Annotated in this window: 16 protein-coding genes; 11 read left to right on the forward strand and 5 right to left on the reverse strand. The window is 72.9% G+C overall.

Annotation, left to right across the window (positions count from 1 at the left end; translation table 11 throughout):
* The first annotated feature begins 210 nt into the window (after nucleotides 1-210).
* Nucleotides 211-1,545, forward strand: a complete 1,335-nt coding sequence (allB, locus tag AC230_RS01815; RefSeq protein ID WP_049714142.1) for an allantoinase AllB — start codon at nucleotides 211-213, stop codon at nucleotides 1,543-1,545.
* Complete coding sequence (gene alc, locus AC230_RS01820) at nucleotides 1,542-2,669, forward strand: allantoicase (protein WP_049714143.1); 1,128 nt, start codon at nucleotides 1,542-1,544, stop codon at nucleotides 2,667-2,669. The genes allB and alc overlap by 4 nt, the downstream gene beginning before the upstream one ends.
* Nucleotides 2,670-2,805: 136 nt before the next feature.
* Here alc and AC230_RS01825 read toward each other — a convergent pair whose 3' ends face one another.
* Genes AC230_RS01825 through AC230_RS01830 form a run of 3 tightly spaced genes read right to left on the reverse strand, consistent with a single transcriptional unit; the run spans nucleotide 2,806 to nucleotide 4,307 of the window.
* Nucleotides 2,806-3,483, reverse strand: a complete 678-nt coding sequence (locus AC230_RS01825) for a heme oxygenase-like domain-containing protein (RefSeq protein ID WP_049714144.1) — start codon at nucleotides 3,481-3,483, stop codon at nucleotides 2,806-2,808.
* Nucleotides 3,484-3,522: 39 nt separating this feature from the next.
* Nucleotides 3,523-3,675 (reverse strand): DUF6126 family protein, encoded by a 153-nt coding sequence (locus AC230_RS32360; RefSeq protein ID WP_157868479.1) that lies wholly within the window; start codon nucleotides 3,673-3,675, stop codon nucleotides 3,523-3,525.
* Nucleotides 3,672-4,307 (reverse strand): helix-turn-helix domain-containing protein, encoded by a 636-nt coding sequence (locus AC230_RS01830; RefSeq protein WP_049714145.1) that lies wholly within the window; start codon nucleotides 4,305-4,307, stop codon nucleotides 3,672-3,674. The genes AC230_RS32360 and AC230_RS01830 overlap by 4 nt, the downstream gene beginning before the upstream one ends.
* Before the next feature lie 198 nt (nucleotides 4,308-4,505).
* On the opposite strand from AC230_RS01830, the gene AC230_RS01835 reads away from it, so the two are divergent.
* Nucleotides 4,506-4,928 (forward strand): guanyl-specific ribonuclease, encoded by a 423-nt coding sequence (locus tag AC230_RS01835; RefSeq protein ID WP_049714146.1) that lies wholly within the window; start codon nucleotides 4,506-4,508, stop codon nucleotides 4,926-4,928.
* 239 nt (nucleotides 4,929-5,167) lie between these two features.
* The gene (locus AC230_RS01840; RefSeq protein ID WP_049714147.1) at nucleotides 5,168-5,809 is read left to right on the forward strand and encodes a bifunctional 4-hydroxy-2-oxoglutarate aldolase/2-dehydro-3-deoxy-phosphogluconate aldolase; all 642 of its coding nucleotides are present in this window, start codon (nucleotides 5,168-5,170) and stop codon (nucleotides 5,807-5,809) included.
* Between the two features lie 62 nt (nucleotides 5,810-5,871).
* On the opposite strand, the gene AC230_RS01845 is transcribed toward AC230_RS01840, so the two are convergent.
* Entirely contained in the window at nucleotides 5,872-6,498 is a 627-nt protein-coding gene (locus AC230_RS01845; protein WP_049714148.1) for a LysE family translocator, read from the reverse strand.
* Nucleotides 6,499-7,168: 670 nt separating this feature from the next.
* Here AC230_RS01845 and AC230_RS01850 point away from each other — a divergent pair.
* From AC230_RS01850 to AC230_RS01875, 6 genes are all read left to right on the forward strand, one after another.
* The gene (locus AC230_RS01850; RefSeq protein ID WP_078870874.1) at nucleotides 7,169-7,915 is read left to right on the forward strand and encodes a GntR family transcriptional regulator; all 747 of its coding nucleotides are present in this window, start codon (nucleotides 7,169-7,171) and stop codon (nucleotides 7,913-7,915) included.
* A gap of 173 nt (nucleotides 7,916-8,088) precedes the next feature.
* Nucleotides 8,089-9,099: a sugar ABC transporter substrate-binding protein gene (locus AC230_RS01855; RefSeq protein ID WP_078870875.1), complete on the forward strand. Its 1,011-nt coding sequence runs from the start codon at nucleotides 8,089-8,091 to the stop codon at nucleotides 9,097-9,099.
* Nucleotides 9,096-10,142, forward strand: a complete 1,047-nt coding sequence (locus tag AC230_RS01860) for an ABC transporter permease (RefSeq protein ID WP_049714151.1) — start codon at nucleotides 9,096-9,098, stop codon at nucleotides 10,140-10,142. Before AC230_RS01855 ends, AC230_RS01860 begins: the two co-directional genes overlap by 4 nt.
* Nucleotides 10,139-10,966, forward strand: a complete 828-nt coding sequence (locus AC230_RS01865) for an ATP-binding cassette domain-containing protein (protein ID WP_049714152.1) — start codon at nucleotides 10,139-10,141, stop codon at nucleotides 10,964-10,966. Before AC230_RS01860 ends, AC230_RS01865 begins: the two co-directional genes overlap by 4 nt.
* A 216-nt stretch (nucleotides 10,967-11,182) precedes the next feature.
* On the forward strand, nucleotides 11,183-12,304 hold the full coding sequence (locus AC230_RS01870) for an ROK family glucokinase (protein WP_049714153.1): 1,122 nt from the start codon (nucleotides 11,183-11,185) through the stop codon (nucleotides 12,302-12,304).
* 5 nt (nucleotides 12,305-12,309) lie between these two features.
* Nucleotides 12,310-12,873 (forward strand): hypothetical protein, encoded by a 564-nt coding sequence (locus AC230_RS01875; RefSeq protein ID WP_049714940.1) that lies wholly within the window; start codon nucleotides 12,310-12,312, stop codon nucleotides 12,871-12,873.
* A gap of 313 nt (nucleotides 12,874-13,186) precedes the next feature.
* On the opposite strand, the gene AC230_RS01880 is transcribed toward AC230_RS01875, so the two are convergent.
* Nucleotides 13,187-13,462: a helix-turn-helix domain-containing protein gene (locus AC230_RS01880; protein ID WP_078870876.1), complete on the reverse strand. Its 276-nt coding sequence runs from the start codon at nucleotides 13,460-13,462 to the stop codon at nucleotides 13,187-13,189.
* 634 nt (nucleotides 13,463-14,096) lie between these two features.
* Here AC230_RS01880 and AC230_RS01885 point away from each other — a divergent pair.
* On the forward strand, nucleotides 14,097-14,984 hold the full coding sequence (locus AC230_RS01885) for an endonuclease NucS domain-containing protein (protein ID WP_049714154.1): 888 nt from the start codon (nucleotides 14,097-14,099) through the stop codon (nucleotides 14,982-14,984).
* The last annotated feature ends 65 nt before the right edge of the window (nucleotides 14,985-15,049 follow it).

The raw sequence follows: 15,049 nt of genomic DNA on the forward strand, positions 1-15,049 counted from the left end.
GCCGGTGGCTCACGCTCGGTTCGACGGCGCGGAACCGCCCTCCCGGCATCCGGAAAGTACCAGTACGGGCGGGTGGCGACGCCGGGTGCGCGGCCACCGGCCCCGCGTGGGGTTGACGGGTACGCGGCGGCCGCCGGAGACTGCGGGGCGTCGTGATTCAACAGAACGTTGAAACAGGCCCGTTGGGGCCGGACGATCGAGGGGGCTCCCATGGCCGGCCCGGAACTGGTGATGCGCTCGACGCGCGTCGTGACGCCCGAGGGGACGCGACCGGCCTCCGTCGCCGTCGCCGGCGGCCGCATCACCGCCGTCCTGCCGCACTCCGCCCCCGCCCCGCCCGGCGTCCCCGTCGAGGACCTGGGCGACGACGTCCTGCTGCCCGGCCTCGTCGACACCCACGTCCACGTCAACGAACCGGGCCGCACCGAGTGGGAGGGCTTCGCCACCGCCACCCGCGCGGCCGCCGCCGGGGGCGTCACCACCCTCGTCGACATGCCGCTCAACAGCGTCCCGCCCACCACGACCCCGGCCGGGCTGCGCGCCAAGCGGGCCGCGGCCCGCCCGTCGGTCCACGTCGACGTCGGCTTCTGGGGCGGCGCGCTGCCCGGCAACCGGGCGGAGCTGCGCCCCCTGCACGACGCGGGCGTCTTCGGCTTCAAGGCGTTCCTCTCGCCCTCCGGCGTCGAGGAGTTCCCGCACCTGGGCCCGGACGACCTGGAGCCGGTGGCCAGCGAGATCGCCGCCCTCGGCGGGCTGCTGATCGTCCACGCCGAGGACCCCGGCCACCTGGAGCGCGCGCCGCGCCCCGACGGGCCGCGCTACGCGGACTTCCTCGCCTCCCGGCCGCCCGGCGCCGAGGACGCGGCGGTGGCCCGGCTGGTCGCCGCGGCCGAGCGGTACGGCACGCGGATCCACGTCCTGCACCTGTCCTCCGCCGGCGCGCTGGGGACCATCGCCGCCGCCCGGGCCCGGGGCCTGCCCGTCACCGCCGAGACGTGCCCCCACTTCCTGACCCTGACCGCCGGCGAAATACCCGACGGCGCCACGGAGTTCAAGTGCTGCCCGCCCATCAGGGGCGCGGACGACCGCGACGCGCTGTGGGACGCGCTGGCCGCCGGCGTCGTGCAGTGCGTGGTCTCCGACCACTCGCCGTGCACCGCGGACCTCAAGGTCCCCGACTTCGGCCGCGCCTGGGGCGGCATCTCCTCGCTGCAACTCGGCCTGCCCGTCGTGTGGACCGAGGCGCGGCGGCGCGGGCACACCCTGGACGACGTGGCCCGCTGGATGGCCACCGCGCCCGCCGCGCTGGTGGGACTGGCCGCCAAGGGCGCCGTCGAGCCCGGCCGCGACGCCGACTTCGCCGTCCTCGCCCCCGACGAGACCTTCACCGTCGACCCGGCCGCGCTCCACCACCGCAACCCGGTCACCGCCTACGCGGGGCGGACCCTGTACGGCGTCGTACGGTCCACCTGGCTGCGCGGCCGCAGGATCCACCACCGCGGCGTCCTCGGCGGACCCGCCGGACGACTTCTGGAGCGCGCATGACCACCTCGGCGTTCACCGCCCTCACGTCCTTCACCGGCGCGGCGCGGCCCTACGGCGGCGGCGACCCGTACGCCGACTACCGCGCCGCCGACGTCCCCTTCGCCGGCCTGCCCGACCTCGCCGACCGGCGGCTGGGCGGGGCGGTGCTCGCCGCCAACGACGAGTTCTTCGCCGAGCGCGAGAACCTGCTCGTGCCGGGACCGGCCCGCTTCGACCCCGAACGCTTCGGCCACAAAGGCAAGATCATGGACGGCTGGGAGACGCGCCGCCGGCGCGGCGCCTCGGCCGGGGCCCCGCACCCCGGCGACGGGGACCACGACTGGGCGCTGATACGGCTCGGGGCGCCGGGAATCGTCCGCGGCCTGGTCGTCGACACCGCGCACTTCCGCGGCAACCACCCGCGGGCCGTGAGCGTCGAGGCCGCGGCGGTGGACGGCACGCCGTCCGCGGACGAACTGGCCGACGCGCCCTGGACGGTGCTCGTCCCGCCCACCCCCGTCGGCGGCCACGCGGCCAACGCCTTCGCCGTCCGCTGCGCACGCCGCTTCACCCACCTGCGCCTCAACCAGCACCCCGACGGGGGCATCGCCCGGCTGCGCGTCCACGGCGAGGCCGTGGCGGACCCGGCCTGGGTGCGCGCCCTGGGCGTCCTCGACGTCGCCGCCCTGGAACACGGCGGCCTCGTCGAGGACGCCTCCGACCGCTTCTTCTCCTCCCCCCTCGGCACGATCCTCCCCGGCCGCCCGCGCCGCATGGACGAGGGCTGGGAGACCCGCCGCCGCCGGGACCGCGGCAACGACTGGGTCCGCTACCGGCTGGCGGGGCGCGCGGCGCTGCGCGCCCTGGAGATCGACACCGGCTTCCTGAAGGGCAACTCCGCTGGCTGGGCCGGGATATGGGCCCGGGACGGCGCGGAGGGGGAGGCGCCGTGGACGGAGGTCCTGCCCCGCACACGCCTCCAGCCGGACACGGTGCACCGCTTCCCGGTGGAGTCCGGCGTCACGGCCACCCACCTGCGGCTGGAGGTCTACCCGGACGGCGGGATAGGGCGGTTGAGGGCGTACGGGGAGCTGACGAAGGGCGCGGTACGGGAGTTGGAGGAGCGGTGGGGGCGGGCGGGCTAGGCGGTCGGGGCGGTCCTGCGCGCCGGCCGGGTGATCGGGGAGGTCCTACGTGCTGGCCGGGCGGGCCGGGGCGGTTCTGCGCGCCGGCCGGGTGAGCGGGGCGGCCTGCGCGTTGCCCGGGCGGGTCGGGGCGGTCCTACGCGTCGGGGCGCGCCTCGCCCACGCCGCGCCAGAACATCGCCTCGTACCCCTGCAACAGGCGCCCGTAGCGCCACGCCAGACGCTCCGTCAGCCTCCCGTCCGCCAGCCCCTCCTCCACCGCCGCCAGGGCCCGCGCCTCGCCCTCCGGGTCCGGGCGGGCGAAGAGGTCGAAGAAGCCGTACGCCTCGTCGGGGAAGCCGTAGCGCGAGCGCAGCGCCCGCGCCACCTCCCGGCAGAAGCCGCCCCACGTAGCGAAGTTGACGCTCAGGGCCACGACCACGTCCGCCGGCTCCGCACCCAGCGCCAGCATGGCGGTGCAGGCGGGGTACGCCTGGCAGGCGAGCGCCGGTTCGTGGGCGCGGACGGCCGCCTCGTCCAGGCCGCAGGCCGCGGCGAACGGGCCGAGGAGGCAGAGCGCGGTCTCCTCGCCGTCCGCGAGGGCGGCGAAGAAGGCGGCCGCCGCCGGGCTGCCGGAACCGGCGGCCCGCGTGGCCAGATGCCGGTAACTGATCAGGTCGGCGGCGATGACGTGGTGCTGTTCGAGGGCGAGGGCGGCGAGCACCGCGCGCGGTGCGCCGCCGCGGGCGATCAGGGGGACGACGGGGTTGTCGTCCGCCCCGGGAGCGGGCTCCCGCGCCGCGTCCTCCAGGACTTCCCGGGCTGTCCGCGCCATTCCGCCAGCATAGCGACGGGGCCGGCGGCAGCCGGGACGTCAGCGGTCGCCCAGATAGAAGAGGAGGAAGAAGAAGGCGGAGATGAAGTGGACCGCGACGAGGTAGACGAAGGCGCGGAAGGCGATGCCCCGCGGCGTGCGGTCCTCGATCTCCGCCTGCTGCGCGGCGTCGCTCTCGACGGTGTCACTCATGAGTGTCCCCTCCGGTTCGGTCCGGCGTCCCCGAGGCACAGCCCGGCGGCGCCGCTCTGCATCAGCGTGTGCATGAACAGCAGTTCCGCGCCGCCCTGCGAGGCGGCGGAGATGCGGTGCGGGGTGAGCGAGTCGAAGTGCGCGGCGTCGCCGGGGGCGAGCAGGTGCGCCGTCCCGCCGAGGACCAGCCGGAGCCGGCCCCCGGTGACGTACAGCCACTCCTCGCCGGGGTGCACCCGCACCAGGTCGCCCTGGCCGCCCGGCCCGTACGGCACGTGCAGGCGCAGGGCCTGCATGGCGCGCCCGGCCCCGCCGGCCCGCCAGTACCTCCAGCCGCCGGCCCGCTGCGCCTCCATGCGCTCCGCGCGGACGATCGGGTCGGCGGCCTGGGGCACCTCGCCGAGCAGGTCGGATACCGTCGTCCCGTACGTCCGTGCAAGGGCGAGCAGCATCGGCAGCGACGGGGTGCGCTGCCCCGTCTCCAGGCGGGACAGGTGCGCGGGCGACAGCCCGGCGCGGGCGGCGGCGGCCTCCAGGGTCAGCCCGCTCCGCGTGCGCAGGGCGCGCAGCCGGGGGGCGACGGGCGGCAGCTCGTCGGCCGTGGGGTCGGGGGGTCCGGGCTCCGGGCTCATGACTCCGGTATAGGCCGCGGCCTGCCTGTGAGGCAAAGTTTTTGCCTCACAGGCAAAGGCCTCGCGGCCTCACGGCCTCACAGAAGGCCGGCCGGATGCGACGCTCCAGGTGCGGAAGATCGTGTTCCGGTGAACGATGAGGAAACATCGCCTTTTTGGCATTGACATGTCAGAGCCTCGCGCCGTCATCCTTGGCGCATGAGCATCCCCCACCGCATAGCGAAGGCCGGCGTCCTCGCCGCCCTGGCCTCATCCCTCCTCCTGGGCGGCACCTCCGCGTTCGCCGCCCCCTCGGCCGCTCCGTCCGCCGCCCCGTCCGGAGCCGCCCTGAAGTCCGTCGGCCACGTCTGCTACTCGGCGCTGCCGTCCCAGGCCCACGACACGCTCGACCTGATCGACGAGGGCGGCCCCTACCCGTACCCCAAGGACGGGACGGTCTTCAGCAACAGGGAGGGCGTGCTGCCCAAGCAGCGCTCCGGCTACTACCACGAGTTCACCGTGATCACCCCCGGCTCGCCGGACCGGGGGGCGCGCCGGATCATCACCGGTGCGCAGCCCCAGGAGGACTACTACACCGCCGATCACTACCGCTCGTTCGCGCGCGTCGACTTCGGCTGCTGAGCCGCCCGTTCCCTCCGCCCGGCCGCCGGACCGCCGTTCCCCGTCGCGGGGGCGGCGGTCGCGCGGCCCGTCCGACGGAGCGTCAGTTTCCTTGCGCCACAGGGCAGAAGCCGTCGCGCCCCCCGCACGCGCCTTCGCGCGAAGGGCGCCGGTGAGCCGGGGCCGGTTGTCAGTGCCTGCCGTTACCTTTTTCTCGTCCGCAAGCCGATCCACGCGCACGAGAAAGGCGGCGAACTGCCGTGTACCGCTGGGAGATCACCCGGGCCGTGCTGGCCCAGCGCGTCATCGCCACGGTGCGGAGCGACAGCTACGACGGGGCGGCCGAGGCCGCGGGGACGCTGCTCTCCGCCGGCTTCACCAGCCTGGAGATATCGCTCGCCACGCCGTTCGGGCTGGAGGCGGTCGCCACCCTCGTCCGGGAGGCCGGCGACGAGGCGGTCATCGGCGCGGCCACCGTCCTCGACGCGGCCTCCGCGCGGCTGGCCGTCGAGGCGGGCGCCCGCTTCCTCGCCTCCCCGGTCCTCGACGCGGAGGTGATCCGCACCGGGCACCGCTACGGCGTCCCCGTCCTCCCCGGCGTCGCCACCCCGGCCGAGATCCTCCGCGCGCTCGAACTCGGCGCCGACGCCCTGAAGTTCTTCCCCGCCGCCGGCCACCGCCCCGCCGTCCTGCGGGAGTTCAGGGCCGAGCTGCCCCAGGCACCCCTCGTGCCGAGCGGCGACCTCGCCGTCGAGGCCGTCCCCGAGTGGATCGCCGCGGGCGCCGTCGCCTGCGCCCCGGGCCCGGCCCTGTCGGAGGGGGACCGCGACACGGTCGCCAAACGGGCGGAGGAACTGCTGGCGCGGCTGGGGGAGGGGGAGGAAGGGGAGGGCGAGGGGTAGACGAGGGGTGGGTGGGGTGGGGGCCGACTCGTCCGTGGGCGAGACGGTCCCGCGTCCGCCCGTTACGCCGCCAGCTCCCGGCCGAACTCGGTCAGCAGCATCGCCGAGGCGGCCAGCAGCAGGACGGCCGTCCCGGCGAGCAGCAGCCGGTAGGCGCGGGCCGTCATCCGGTGCCGGGTGCGGGCCACGACGACGGCGAGGAGCGCCTTGCTGCCCACCAGCAGGGCGTAGAAGCCGGCGACGAAGCCGCCCGCGCCGCCCGGCCCGTCCCGCCAGGCGTCCACGAGCAGCGGCGCGCCGGTCGTCAGCCAGAAGAGCCAGGGGTGCGGGCTCAGCAGGTTGGCGAGGGCGGCCTGGCGCAGGGTTCTGCGGCCCTGGGTACGGGCCTCGGCGGAGCCGGCCCGGGGCATCTCCGCCGTCCTCGCCTCTCCGAGGGTGGAGACGGCCAGCCACAGCAGGAAGAGGCCGCCCGCCACTCCGCCGGCGGCGACGGCCCGGTCCGGCAGGGCCGAGAGCGCCGTCACGGAGAGGAGGACGACCGGCAGGTCGGTGAGCAGGGGGACGGCGGCCACGCGCAGGCCGGTGGCGAGGCCGCCGCGCAGGGTGCCGGAGAGGACGAGGGCGAGCAGGGGGCCGGGGGTGATGCCGGCGCTCAGCCCCAGCGCCACTCCGAGTGCCGTGACCCGCACTGTGCCCGTCCCTCCGGGCCCGCGGGGCCCTTTTTGTCGTGTGCCTGTGCCTGTCCTGTGCCTGTGCCTGTGCGTGTGCGTGCTTGTGCTTGTGCTTGTGCGGCCCGTCTTCTTGCTGCGCCGTGCCGGCCTCGATCCTGCCCCAGGGGCGGACTGTTCGCCTCCGGAACGACCGGGTCCGGCCGGGGCGGCTCGGTGAGGGCGGGGGGCCGGGGCCGGGCCGGCCTGTCCCGGGGGCCTGGCGGCGCCCTGTTCCGGCTCGCCCGGCCGCGGGGGGAGGGTGTTGCCCCCGCCCCGCCCTTTCACCGTTTCTCAGGGGCTCCGCCCCTCCCCCCGGGGCCGTGCTGCGCACGGCAAGCGGGGCTGCGCCCCCTGCACCCCGGGGTCGTGCTGCGCACGGCAAGCGGGGCTGCGCCCCCTGCACCCCGGGGTCGTGCTGCGCACGGCTAAGCGGGGGCTGCGCCCCCTGCACCCCGCTTGCGTCGCGGGCGGAGAGGCTCTGCCCGTTCCACGAGCCCCGCCCGGCCGGGCGGAGCAGCCCACAAGGCCCGCCCGCCCGCGCGGCGTGGCGCGGGGGCACCCCTGGATTCGGCCCCGCTCCCGACCTCCTTGTCCATACATCCGGACCTCAGGACTTCCCGTCATCCGGCGCCAGGGCTACCCTCCCTGGGTGGCGAAGCAGCGACCCCTCCAGTTCAGCGTGGACCGTGGCAGTCCGGTCCCCCTCTATTACCAGCTGGCGCAGCAGCTCGAGGCGGCGATCGAGCGGGGCGGGCTCGCTCCGGGGAGTCTGCTCGGGAACGAGATCGAGCTCGCCGCTCGGCTGGGGCTGTCGCGGCCGACCGTCCGGCAGGCGATCCAGTCGCTGGTGGACAAGGGGCTGCTGGTGCGCCGCCGGGGCGTGGGCACGCAGGTGGTGCACAGCCAGGTCAGGCGGCCGCTGGAGCTGAGCAGCCTCTACGACGACCTGGAGAGCGCGGGGCAGCGGCCCGCGACCCGGCTGCTGTCGCACACGGTCGAGGAGGCGACGGCGCAGGTCGCCGCGGCCCTGGGCGTCGAGGAGGGGACGGAGGTCGTCCACATCGAGCGGCTGCGCCTCGCGCACGGCGAACCCGTGGCGCACCTGCGCAACCACCTCCCGTCCGGACTCCTCGACCTGGACGGCGACGTCCTGGCCGAGACCGGCCTCTACCGGCTCATGCGCACCGCCGGCATCACCCTGCACAGCGCCCGGCAGACGATCGGCGCCCGCGCCGCGACCCCGCAGGAGGCGGAGCTGCTCGGCGAGCCGGCGGGCGCGCCGTTGCTGACGATGGAGCGGACGACGTTCGACGACACCGGCCGGGCGGTGGAGTTCGGCTCCCACCTCTACCGGGCGTCGCGGTATTCGTTCGACTTCCAGCTCCTCGCGCGGTGACGCGCGATGATGCGGTGACGCACGACGACCGCGGCGGACGCCGTGTGGCGTGGGTCACCGGAACTCGGCGACCCGGCCGACGGCCGTGACGGATCGTGACGGATACTGGGGCGTCGGTCCCGCGGAGGCGGGGCCCGGCCGCACCGTGACAGACAGTGGAAGGGCAAGTCCTCGTGGCAAGGGTTCGGATAGGCGTACGTGCGGTGAGCGCCGTGCTTGCGGTGGCGCTGGCCACCGCGCTGGCAGGGTGCAGCAGCACGGGCGGCAAGCGTGCGGAGGAGCGGGCCGCCAAGGCCGCCCAGGGGCGCGCCGCGGTCGACACCCCGCGGTGGACGTTCGCGATGGTCACCCACTCGGGCGATGGCGACACCTTCTGGGACATCGTGCAGAGCGGCGCCAAGCAGGCCGCGGTGAAGGACAACGTCAAGTTCCTCTACGCCCATGACGTCGAGGGCAACAAGCAGGCCCAGAACGTCCAGGCCATGATCGACCAGAAGGTCGACGGCCTGATCGTCACGCTCGCCAAGCCCGACGCCATGAAGGACGTGGTGGAGAAGGCGAAGAAGGCCGGCATCCCGGTCGTCACGGTGAACTCCGGCTCGGAGAAGTCGAAGGAGTTCGGCGCCCTGAGCCACATCGGCCAGGACGAGACCATCGCCGGCGAGGCCGTCGGCGACGAGCTCAACCGGCGCGGGAGGAAGAAGGCCGTCTGCGTCCTGCACGAGCAGGGCAACGTCGGCCACGAGCAGCGCTGCGCCGGGGTGAAGAAGACCTTCAAGGGCGACCTGGAGAACCTCTACGTCGAGGGCACCAACATGCCGGGCGTCCAGTCCTCCCTGGAGGCCAAGCTCCAGTCGGACCGGGACATCGACGCCGTGGTCACCCTCGGCGCCCCCTTCGCGCCGACCGCCGTCAAGGCCGCCGAACAGGCCGGCAGCAAGGCCGAGATCGACACCTTCGACCTCAACGAGAAGGTCGCCGCCGGCCTCCAGGACGGTTCCCTCGGCTTCGCCGTCGACCAGCAGCCCTACCTCCAGGGCTACCAGGCCGTGGACCTGCTCTGGCTGTACAGGTACAACGCCGACGTCCTCGGCGGCGGCCGCCCGGTCCTCACCGGCCCGCAGATCGTGACCAAGGACGACGCCAAGTCCCTGGCCGAGTACACGAAGCGGGGTACCCGATGAGCGCCCCCGCGGTACCCGAGGCCCCGGCCGACGCCCCCGTCGCGGCCCGTTCGTACGCCCGGCGCCTCCTCGGCCGGCCCGAGCTGGGCTCGGTCGTGGGCGCCCTCGCCGTCTTCCTCTTCTTCGCGTTCGCCGCCGACAGCTTCCTGCGCGCCTCCAGCCTCTCCACGGTGCTGTACGCGTCCTCGACGATCGGCATCATGGCCGTCCCGGTGGCGCTGCTGATGATCGGCGGCGAGTTCGACCTGTCGGCCGGTGTGATGGTGACCAGCTCCGCGCTGGTCTCCTCGATGTTCAGCTACCAGATGACCGCCAACGTCTGGGTCGGCGTGGGCGTCTCGCTGCTCGTCACCCTGGCGATCGGCTTCTTCAACGGCTTCGTGCTCACCCGCACCAGGCTGCCGAGCTTCATCATCACGCTCGGCACGTTCCTGATGCTGACCGGCCTCAACCTCGGCTTCACCAAGCTCATCAGCGGCACCGTCTCCACCAAGACCATCGGCGACATGGAGGGCTTCGACTCCGCCCGCGCGCTGTTCGCCTCGCACTTCACCCTCGGCGGCGTCGACCTCCAGGTCACCGTCCTGTGGTGGCTCGGCCTCGTCGCCCTGGCCACCTGGGTGCTGCTGCGCACCCGCGCCGGCAACTGGATCTTCGCCGTCGGCGGCGGGGTGGACGCGGCCCGCGCGGTCGGCGTGCCCGTCCGGCGCACCAAGATCGGCCTGTACATGGCGGTCGCCTTCTGCGCCTGGATCTCCGGGCAGCACCTGCTGATGTCGTACGACGTGGTGCAGTCCGGCGAGGGCGTCGGCAACGAGCTGCTCTACATCATCGCGGCGGTCATCGGCGGCTGTCTGATGACCGGTGGCTACGGCTCGGCCATCGGCTCCGCGGTCGGCGCGTTCATCTTCGGCATGACCAGCAAGGGCATCGTGTACGCCCAGTGGAACCCGGACTGGTTCAAGTTCTTCCTGGGCGCGATGCTGCTGCTGGCGACCCTGCTCAACGCCTGGGTCCGGAAGCGTGCGGAGGCCAGCAAATGAGCGCCCTGGTGAGGCTGGCCGACGTCAGCAAGTACTACGGCAACATCCGCGCCCTCGAAGGCGTCTCCCTGGAGGTCCACGCGGGCGAGATCACCTGTGTGCTGGGCGACAACGGCGCGGGCAAGTCCACCCTCATCAAGATCATCGCGGGGCTGCACCGGCACGACGCGGGCACCTTCGAGATCGAGGGCGAGGAGGTCCGGCTCGGCTCGCCCCGCGAGGCCCTCGACCGCGGCATCGCCACGGTCTACCAGGACCTCGCCGTGGTGCCGCTGATGCCGGTGTGGCGCAACTTCTTCCTCGGCTCCGAGCCGACGAAGGGCAAGGGCCCCTTCAAGCGGCTCGACGTCCAGCTGATGCGCGAGACCACCCGCGCCGAGCTGCACCGCATGGGCATCGACCTGCACGACGTCGACCAGCCCATCGGCACCCTCTCCGGCGGCCAGCGCCAGTGCGTGGCCATCGCCCGCGCCGTGCACTTCGGCGCCAAGGTGCTGGTGCTGGACGAGCCGACGGCCGCGCTCGGCGTCAAGCAGTCCGGCGTCGTCCTCAAGTACGTGGCCGCCGCCCGCGACGCCGGCCTGGGCGTGGTCCTGATCACCCACAACCCGCACCACGCCTACCTGGTCGGCGACCGCTTCGTCCTGCTCAAGCGGGGCGCGATGGCCGGCAGCCACGCCAAGCCGGAGATCGCCCTCGACGAGCTCACCCGCCAGATGGCGGGCGGCAGCGAACTGGAACAGCTCAGCCACGAGCTGGAGCGGGCCCCGGTGCCGGACGTCATCGGCGGCAAGCACGTCGAGGAGCCCGGCCAGGGGGCCTGACCGACCCCTTCACGCGGGGCCCGCCGGACGGCGGGCCCCGCGGCCCGTTGTGCGGCCGGTGCCGCGGGTGAGGCACAATCGGCGACGCGGGCCGCGCCCGCACCGACCGCAACCAGCGAGGCCCCGGGCCTCCCGAGACCACCGCAGGGACGACGACCTCGTGCGAGCACGCCCCCGATCATCCGCCGCAGCACTCCCCGGGGCGGAGGTGCCGCGATGAGCATCTACCGCGAGCGGGTGTACCGGGGCACGGCCAGAGCGACCGTCCTGCGCACCGCGGGCACCCGGGAGCGCCGCTCCCACCTCACCGCCCCGCGGGTGCCCACGGTCGGCATCGACATCGGCGGCACCAAGGTCATGGCCGGGGTCGTCGACGCCGACGGGGCCATCCTGGAGAAGGTCCGCACCGAGACCCCCGACAAGTCCAAGAGCCCCAAGGTCGTCGAGGACACCATCGTCGACCTGGTCCTGGACCTCTCCGACCGGCACGACGTGCACGCCGTGGGCATCGGCGCCGCCGGCTGGGTCGACGCCGACCGCAACCGCGTCCTGTTCGCCCCCCACCTGTCCTGGCGCAACGAGCCGCTGCGCGACCGCCTCGCCGGCCGCCTGTCCGTACCGGTCCTCGTGGACAACGACGCCAACACCGCCGCCTGGGCCGAGTGGCGCTTCGGCGCCGGCCGCGGCGAGGACCACCTGGTGATGATCACCCTGGGCACCGGCATCGGCGGCGCCATCCTGGAGGACGGCCAGGTCAAGCGGGGCAAGTACGGGGTCGCCGGCGAGTTCGGGCACATGCAGGTCGTCCCCGGCGGGCACCGCTGCCCGTGCGGCAACCGCGGCTGCTGGGAGCAGTACAGCTCCGGCAACGCGCTGGTGCGCGAGGCCCGCGAGCTGGCGGCCGCCGAGTCGCCCGTCGCGTACGGGATCATCGACCGCGTCGGCGGCAACATCCCCGAGATCACCGGCCCGCTCATCACCGAGCTGGCCCGCGGCGGCGACGCGATGTGCGTCGAGCTGCTCCAGGACATCGGCCAGTGGCTCGGCGTCGGCATCGCCAACCTCGCCGCCGCCCTCGACCCGTCCTGCTTCGTCATCGGCGGCGGCGTCAGCGCCGCCGACGACCTGCTGATCGGACCCGCCCGGGACGCCTTCCGCCGCCATCTCACCGGCCGCGGCTACCGGCCCGAGGCCCGCATCGTCAAGGCCCAGCTCGGCCCCGAGGCGGGCATGGTCGGCGCCGCCGACCTGGCCCGGCTCGTCGCCCGCCGCTTCCGCCGGGCCAACCGGCGGCGCGTGGAGCGCTACGAACGGTACGCGCGGGCCGGCCGCGGGTGATCACCGTGGAGCACACCGAGCGCGAGACGGCACCGGAGGAGGCCCCCGCCCCCGCCGGCCCGAAGCGACGCCGCTGGCTCAAGCCGGTGATCGTCTTCCTGCTGATCGCGATTCCCGCGGGCTACCTCTACATCTCCGCGATGCAGAGCCGCAACGGCAGCGGCACCAAACAGGAACAGGCCGCCGCCACCGGCCTGGAGGAGGGCTGGCCCTCCCGCCTCCAGCGGCGCATCTACGAGGTGACCGTCGCGCCGTACGCCGAGGACGTGGCCCACTTCGAGACCAACTCCTGGAAGTCCAGCTCCCTGTACCTCCAGTTCACCACCACCCGCGACCGCCTCGGACCGTGGCTGGCCGAACACGGCCTCTCCCCGTCCGACTTCGAGGACGGCGACATCACCATCGACGAGGACGAGGCCGCCCAGGTCGGCTGGAGGTTCGGCGAGGGCCACCACTGGACGGGCGCGGTCCGCGAGGAGGACAAGCCCAAGCCCAGCCTGGAGGTCGTCGTCAACCTCGACGACCCGAACCGCCCGCGCGTCTTCGTCGTGTCCACGACCACCCCCTGAGCCGACGCTTGTTCGACTTTGTCGGATAAGTTGGCACGGGTGAGCGAGCAGCAGACCCTTCAGTACCGGACGGACGGCCCCGAGGCCGCCCCCGTCCTCGTCCTCGGCCCCGCTCTGGGCACCACCTGGCACAGGTCGTATAGACCGTCCACGGCCGTCCAGCAGGTCCATGAGAGGTGCTTAAAGCCAAGTTAGGACCCTTTTGTCTCGGGAGCTCTGCGCAGTTGGTGACACGCCTGTGACTGCTGTGATTGCTGGTGATACGACGAACCCCCACCGAGTGGCCTACGGCGGGGGTTCGTCGCACTGCGGACTACGACGGCGCGCAGTGTTCGGTGCGGGCGCCGCTGTACTCCGGCTCTCCGCTGTCGAGTACACGGAGCAGGGAGGCGGTGACGACGCGCGTCTTACGGCCGATGCGTATCACGCGGCAAGGGAACTCCCCGTGACGAACCAAGTCGTAGCCCTTCGCCCGTGAGAACCCGAGGGCCTTGGACGCGTCCTCCACGCTTCCCGTACCGCTCCAGGTGGCGCGGATGTGCGTAGGGCTGTACTGGGCACCGTGCAGCTCGTCTGCCTGCCTGTGCATTGTGGATTCTCCAGTCGCTTTCAAAGTGGCGCTGCCTATGCGGCGTCAGTAGGTTTCAAAACTGCGGGGCGAACGACCTGTGGCTGCTCAGTGGGCCACGGTGCCGGGCATCGTGGTGACTGACGTAGGCGAGGTCATGCCCGCGTTGCCCTGGGGGTGATGCGCGGACCGAGGCCCAATGCTCTCGACTGCGCATTGGGTTTCACCCAGGGCGTGAGGCGGTTCTCCGTAACAGCACTGATGCCCAGAACGTCATGCTCGCTCTGTGGGAATTGGAGCGTGGCTGCGGACCTGTTCCGCGTGAACTAGGTGGACGGCGTGAAGCGCTGACGGAGGGTGTCAGGTGGCTGTTTTGGCGATGCCTTCCGACGTGTGGGCAGATAGTGGCGGTGGACTATCAATGATGCGCGGGATCACCGGTTTGGCTAACCGGTGATCCCGCGCTATGTTCCACCACTTCGAGGTAGCCTGCACGGTTCAACCTGGTGGGGCCACTTGCGTGGCCTGCCCTGGCTGGCATCTCCCGAGGCGGGCTCGATGCCGTGCATCACGAGGTGACAGCATCCCGGTAGGTGGTTAGCGGAAATACATCTCCCTTTGCTGACGTTGCGCTTATGCAGTTGAGGAGGGGGAGGTGTCGGGACTGAAGCTGTTCCACACGAAAGGTGCCGTGGCGGAGGTGACGTCGCGTCTTGCCGAGGTTGAGGCGGAGGTACAGGCCCTCGTCGAGGGCAATCTCGAGGCGATGCTCGGCGTGCGGTTTCTGGCGAGCGAGTACAGCACGGGCCCTGTACACGGAGGCCGGATCGACACCCTGGGTATTGACGAAAACGGTGCTCCGGTAATTATTGAGTTCAAGCGTGCGACTGACGCAGGTGTGGTCAACCAGGGTCTCTTCTACCTGTCGTGGCTCGTGGACCACAGGGCGGAGTTCGGGCACCTGGTGCGCGGCCGGCTCGGGGCAGCGGTCGCGGACCAGGTGCTGTGGAGCGCGCCCAGGCTGATCTGCGTTGCTGGCAACTTCACCCGCTACGACGTGCACGCCATCCGCGAGCACCGGCGCAGTATTGACCTGGTCCGCTACCGCTTCTTCGGCGAGGACCACTTCGGCCTGGAGACGGTCGCCTCCGTCGCTGCCCAGACGGCGCCCCCGGGTGTCCGGCGGGCGAGCGAGGCCGGAGTACCCAGTGCTCGCGTGGACAAGGGGGCGATGCAGGAGCTGTTCGCGGAGGTCGACCAGGCCCTGCTGGGCCTCGGTGGCGACATCACCACGGTGCAGCGCAAGACCTACCGCGCGTACCAGCGGCTGCGGAACTTCGCCTGTGTCTGCCCGCCGCAGCGGGACAAACTGCTCGTCTACCTCAAGGTCAACCCCGAGGAGGTCGACCTCGTCCCGGGATTCACCCGGGACGTGACGGGACTCGGCCACCACGGGACCGGCGACCTGGAGGTTCAACTGCGCACGGACCGGGACCTGGAGCGAGCCCAGGACCTGTTCCGCCTCAGCTACACCGCGGTATAGCTGAGGCGCCTCGGCCCTTCGAGCTTGGGACAGTCGGCGTATACCCTGACGCCGTGAAGTCGGAG

Source organism: Streptomyces caatingaensis (genome assembly GCF_001187435.1).
GTDB classification, from domain to species: domain Bacteria; phylum Actinomycetota; class Actinomycetes; order Streptomycetales; family Streptomycetaceae; genus Streptomyces; species Streptomyces caatingaensis.

What these genes read in the sequence shown, in the direction of transcription:
- AC230_RS01860 (WP_049714151.1), top strand. Translation starts at nt 9,096, where the DNA reads ATGAGCGCCCCCGCGGTACCCGAGGCCCCGGCCGACGCCCCCGTCGCG.
- allB (WP_049714142.1), top strand. Translation starts at nt 211, where the DNA reads ATGGCCGGCCCGGAACTGGTGATGCGCTCGACGCGCGTCGTGACGCCC.
- AC230_RS01830 (WP_049714145.1), bottom strand. Translation starts at nt 4,307, where the DNA reads ATGAGCCCGGAGCCCGGACCCCCCGACCCCACGGCCGACGAGCTGCCG.
- AC230_RS01865 (WP_049714152.1), top strand. Translation starts at nt 10,139, where the DNA reads ATGAGCGCCCTGGTGAGGCTGGCCGACGTCAGCAAGTACTACGGCAAC.
- AC230_RS01835 (WP_049714146.1), top strand. Translation starts at nt 4,506, where the DNA reads ATGAGCATCCCCCACCGCATAGCGAAGGCCGGCGTCCTCGCCGCCCTG.
- AC230_RS01880 (WP_078870876.1), bottom strand. Translation starts at nt 13,462, where the DNA reads ATGCACAGGCAGGCAGACGAGCTGCACGGTGCCCAGTACAGCCCTACG.
- alc (WP_049714143.1), top strand. Translation starts at nt 1,542, where the DNA reads ATGACCACCTCGGCGTTCACCGCCCTCACGTCCTTCACCGGCGCGGCG.
- AC230_RS01870 (WP_049714153.1), top strand. Translation starts at nt 11,183, where the DNA reads ATGAGCATCTACCGCGAGCGGGTGTACCGGGGCACGGCCAGAGCGACC.
- AC230_RS32360 (WP_157868479.1), bottom strand. Translation starts at nt 3,675, where the DNA reads ATGAGTGACACCGTCGAGAGCGACGCCGCGCAGCAGGCGGAGATCGAG.
- AC230_RS01825 (WP_049714144.1), bottom strand. Translation starts at nt 3,483, where the DNA reads ATGGCGCGGACAGCCCGGGAAGTCCTGGAGGACGCGGCGCGGGAGCCC.